Annotated in this window: 1 protein-coding gene; it reads left to right on the forward strand. The window is 46.5% G+C overall.

The annotated features are described in order from the left end of the window. Nucleotides 1-5,781 (forward strand): VCBS domain-containing protein (locus AC4E96_RS04895; protein WP_490255056.1); only part of this gene is annotated, 5,781 nt, incomplete at both ends.

Below are 5,781 nucleotides of genomic sequence, written 5' to 3' on the forward strand. Positions count from 1 at the left end.
AAACAGAGGTGTATACAATTACACTAACTGACGGCTCGCAAACTTCTATTTCGATTGACTTCACCGGAACCGACGATGCGCCAGTGATTTCACCAACCGTTGTTTCGTTTACTGAAGACAGCGCGCCAAATGCAACGGGACAGGTGAGCTTTTCTGATGCTGATAACCCTAGTCTGGCTGTTACCGCGGGAACATCAAACGGCACGTATGGCGATTTAGTTATAAACGCGCAAGGGGAATGGACCTATACACCAAACTCAAATATGGATGGATTGCAAGACGGTGAGCAACAGACCGAGGTATTTACTGTTAACTTTAACGACGGTAGCACTACAACCATCCAAATCAATTTAACAGGTACTGACGATACGCCAGTTATTAGCACAGCGACTGCTGATGTTACTGAAGATGTGACCACAACTGCATCAGGCACGTTGACTGCTTCCGACGCAGACAACCCAGGGTTAGCATTTAATGCGTCAACTCAAAATGGTCAATATGGCGATCTCACTATTGATGCCAGTGGCAACTGGACTTACACCCAAAATTCAGGTGCGGATGCGCTTGCCGATGGGGAGCAAAAATCGGAAACATTTACCGTTACCCTGAATGATGGAAGTACGTCCACCGTTACAATTAATAGCACTGGTACGGATGATGTGCCGATTGTCTCAACAGATAGCGGTGCCGTAGTTGAAGACTCGTCACCAACGGCGTCTGGTCAGTTAACGGCAAGTGATGCTGACAATCCAAGTTTGGCGTTTGTAGCTGGTACAACAACGGGTACGTACGGTCAGATCACTGTCGATGAAAATGGGGCGTGGACGTTTACAGCTGGTCCAGGTTCACAGGCTCTTGCTGGCGGTGAAGTGCAAACTGAAGTGTATACAATTACATTGAACGATGGCACGACAACCACTGTTTCAATTTCTCTTACTGGTACGGATGACGCACCAGTTATTAGTTCAGGAAGTGGTTCAGTTACGGAGGATACTAACCCTACTGTAACAGGTCAGTTATCGGCAACTGATGCTGACAACCCGAGTTTGGCATTTAATGCAGGTACAACATCCGGTGTCTACGGTGACCTTACTATTGATGCAAATGGAGCATGGAGCTTCACAGCTGGAGCCGGTGCTGATCAATTGGCAGAAGGCGAAGTTCAAATAGAAACCTACACAGTCAGTCTAAATGATGGCTCACAAACCACAGTTCAAATAACGATTACGGGTACCGATGATGCGCCAGTTATTAGCTCGGCGACGGCTTCTGTGACTGAGGACACTGATCCAACGGCAACTGGCACTCTAACGGCCACCGATGCTGACAACCCGACTCTTGAGTTTAACGCTTCAACGGTTAGTGGCAGCTATGGTGATTTAACCATTGATAGCACTGGTAACTGGAGTTATACGCTAAACAATAATGCTCAAGCGCTTGGAGGCGGCGAACAGGCCCAAGATATTATTACCGTCACATTGAATGATGGCAGTACAACAACTGTTACAGTCAACGTAACGGGTACTGAAGACGCACCGGTTGTGTCAGTAGGAGCTGGTGTAGCTACAGAGGGTACCGTACCTGTTGTCAGTGGAACACTATCTGTCACAGACGTCGATAGCCCTGATTTAGTATTTGTTGATACAACATTAAATGGTACTTACGGCGATCTAACCGTAAACGCTGATGGTACTTGGGACTATGTCCTTAACTCAGCCGTTCAAGCACTAGTCGATGGTGAAGTCCAGACTGAAGTCTTTAATGTTCTATTATCAGACGGAACGGCTACCTCTGTAACTATTGATGTTCATGGCGCGGATGGTGTTCCTACTATTTCTACTGGTGTTGGTGCGGTAGTTGAAGACATTACCACCAGTGTCGGCGGTACGTTAACCGCGACGGACGATCAAAGTAATGCAATTTTGTTTGATGCCGGTGTTCAAAACGGTATTTACGGTGATTTAACGATTGATTCAAATGGTATTTGGAACTATCAATTAAATGCTAATGCTGACGCGCTTCAAGCTGGCGAACAGCAAAATGAAGTATTTACGGTGACGTTAGCAGATGGTTCAGCTACGTCGATTCAGATTAGCGTTACGGGTACGGACGACGCTCCGGTTATTTCTGCCGGCGTTGGCGTTGCGGTAGAGGGGGTAACACCAACTGCGACGGGCCAGTTGACCGCGACTGACTTAGACAATAGCGATTTAGTTTTTGTCGATGGTACGGTCGAAGGTACTTACGGTACATTAACTGTGGGTACGGACGGTACTTGGAGTTATTCATTAAATGCTAAGGCAGAAGCCCTTGGTGCAGGCGAAACTGATAACGATATTCTTACGGTGACTCTCAGTGATGGCTCAACTACTACAGTGAACATCACAGTGACAGGTACGGATGATGCGCCTGTCATCAGCACTGGTGTTGGTTTAGTCGTTGAAGACGTGACGCCAACGGTCAGTGGTAACTTAACAGCAACCGACGCAGACAACCCCAATCTTTTATTTGTTGATACAACCATCAATGGCACCTACGGTGATTTGACGATAGGGTCAAACGGCGCTTGGGACTATGCTTTAAATGCCAATGCACAAGCTTTAGGTGGTGGTGATTCTGAGACTGAGCTATTTACCGTTTCTCTAAGTGACGGCAGTACGACTACGATTCAAGTAACGGTACAAGGCACCGATGACATGCCTACCGTTTCAGTCGGGGTTGGTGCTGCTATTGAAAACGTAACAACGTCAGTATCAGGACAATTAACGGCTGTTGATATTGATAACCCAGCATTAGAGTTCAATTCTGGTGTACAGAATGGTTTATATGGTGATTTAACCGTTGATGCCAATGGAGTTTGGAACTATCAACTGAACGCGAACGCGGAAGCCCTGCAGGGCGGTGAACAGCAAACGGAAGTTTTCACTGTTAGTCTTAATGACGGTACGACAACTACCGTTCAAATCACGGTTACGGGCACCGATGACTTGCCAATCGTTACAACGGGTGTTGGCGCTGTGGTTGAAGATATTACACCAACGGTTACAGGTACATTGTCAGCTTCGGATGCAGATAACCCAGCGTTAGTATTCGTTGATACGACAGTAAATGGCACCTATGGGGATCTAACTATCGACTCTTCAGGTGCTTGGGATTACACATTAAATGCAAACGCACAGGCTCTTCAGGGCGGCGAAACGGGCAACGAAATTCTAACCGTTCAGTTGAGTGATGGTACAACGACTAACATTCAGATCACCATTACTGGCACTGACGATCTTCCAGTCATTACTGCTGGTGCTGGTGTCGCATTTGAAGATTCTCAGCCTAGTATTTCGGGTAACCTGTCGGCAACTGATGCAGATAACGCAGACCTTGCGTTTATTGATGCAACCCTGGTGGGATCAGAAGGTACGTTAACAATAGATCCGACTGGCGCATGGACATATAATTTAAACAGTGGTGCGCAAAGCTTGTCATTTGGAGAAGTGGTTACTGAAACATTTAACGTTTCGCTTAATGATGGAAGCGTTACACCAATTGTAATTACAGTAAACGGTGAAAATGATTTACCAGTAATAAGCTCGGCAACAACCTCAATTACTGAGGGAGTAGAGCTGAGCGCGGGCGGTCAATTAACTTACACAGATGTCGACAGTCTCGATGTTCATACTTTTGTAGCTGAAAATTTAGTTGGGACTTTAGGTAACTTATCAATCGACACTAATGGCAACTGGTTATTTACACCAGGCGCACAAATAGAATCGCTAGCAGCTGGTGAAGTGCAATCTGAAATCTTCACAGTATCTTTATCTGACGGTAGTCAATCTACGATTCAAATTGATGTTACTGGTACTGACAGTCTACCTGTGATTAGTTCAGGTGTGGGCGCTGTCGTTGAAAGTGTGACACCAAGTATTTCTGGAACATTAACAGCAACAGACGCAGACAATGCTGATCTCGCATTCTTAAATGCAACAGTAAACGGCGATTATGGCTTATTAACGATCAGCTCCAATGGTGCATGGAACTACGAGTTAGACGCAAGAGCCGATGCATTAGCAGCTGGCGAAACTCAAACAGAAGTTCTAACCGTTCAGTTGAATGACGGTTCGACGACAACAGTGACAATCGGAATTACTGGTTCAGATTCCGCACCAGTTATCTCAGCAGGAACAGGTGCATTAGTTGAAGATGTAGCAACGACAGTGACAGGTGTCCTAACAGCCACCGATGCGGATAACCCAGCATTAGCCTTTGTTGATGGTGTATACAACGGTGCTTATGGTGATGTGACGATTGATGCATCAGGTGCATGGACGTATACCGCCAATGCTGCACTGCAGACATTGGCAGCAGGTCAGTCGGTCACTGACGGTATTACCGTTAACTTGAATGATGGCAGTGTGGCACTGATTGAAGTGGCGCTAACGGGCACTAATGATGTGCCAGTGATTACGCCAGTACTCGAAACCTTCTTGGAAGGTGGCTTAGCAATTAACGGCAATATTGATGTCGTTGATGCCGATGTATTGGACGTGAATGCCTTTGTGCCAACGACGCTTAATGGCTCATACGGTATTTTAACCGTCGATGCGTTAGGTGGTTGGACATATACCCCAACGGCTGCCATTGAAGGATTAGCCGAAGGAGAGAACTTCACTGAGAACTTCATAGTGGCGCTGACCGATGGCACCACAGGTAACGTTCAAATTGACGTGACAGGTACCAATGATATTCCAGTCGTGACACCGGTTGTGGCAAGCATTGTCGAAGATGGCCTCAACATCACAGGCCAGGTAGATGTGGTTGATGCCGACTTACTGGATGTAAACGCCTTTGTTCCAACCACATTAAACGGGACTTACGGGGTACTCACAATTGATGCCTTAGGTAATTATGTCTATGCACCATCAGCGGCGATGCAAGGCCTTGCAGAAGGTGAAACCGCATCAGACTCCTTTGTGGTGGCATTAACCGATGGTACGACGGGTACAATCGACATCAACATAACAGGCACCAATGATTTACCTATTGTTACACCAGTTCTGACGACACTGACCGAGGGTGACTTGTCGGTAGGCGGCCAGGTCAATGTGACGGACTTGGACTTGCTAGACGTGAATGCTTTTGTACCAGCGAACCTCAATGGTACGTACGGTAATCTGACGATCGATGCAGCTGGTAACTATGTGTATACACCCACCTCATTTATTGAGACTTTGGCAGAAGGTCAAACTGCGACTGAACTATTTACTGTAGAGCTTACAGATGGCACTCAGTCAACTATTACGGTTGATTTAACCGGTACAAACGATGTTCCGGTTATAACGCCAGTTGTTGCATCAATGACCGAAGGTGGCTTAGGCGTAACTGGACAAGTAAGCGTTAATGATGCTGATTTAACAGATGTGAATGCGTTTGTTCCAGCAAGCTTAAATGGCACTTACGGTGACTTGACGATAGATGCACTAGGCAACTATGCCTATACACCGTCAGCAAACATCGAGACATTAACGGACGGAGAGTTAGCTTCAGATACCTTCACCGTTGCGTTGACCGATGGTACTCAATCTACGGTGACCATTAATTTAACAGGCACAGACACCGCACCAGTTATTTCAGCAGGTACAGGTGCACTAGTTGAAGATGTAGCAACAACAGTGACAGGTGTCCTAACAGCCACCGATGCGGATAACCCGGCATTAGCCTTTGTTGATGGTGTTTACAACGGTGCTTATGGTGATGTGACGATTGATGCATCAGGTGCATGGACGTATA

This window comes from Psychrosphaera sp., assembly GCF_982872775.1.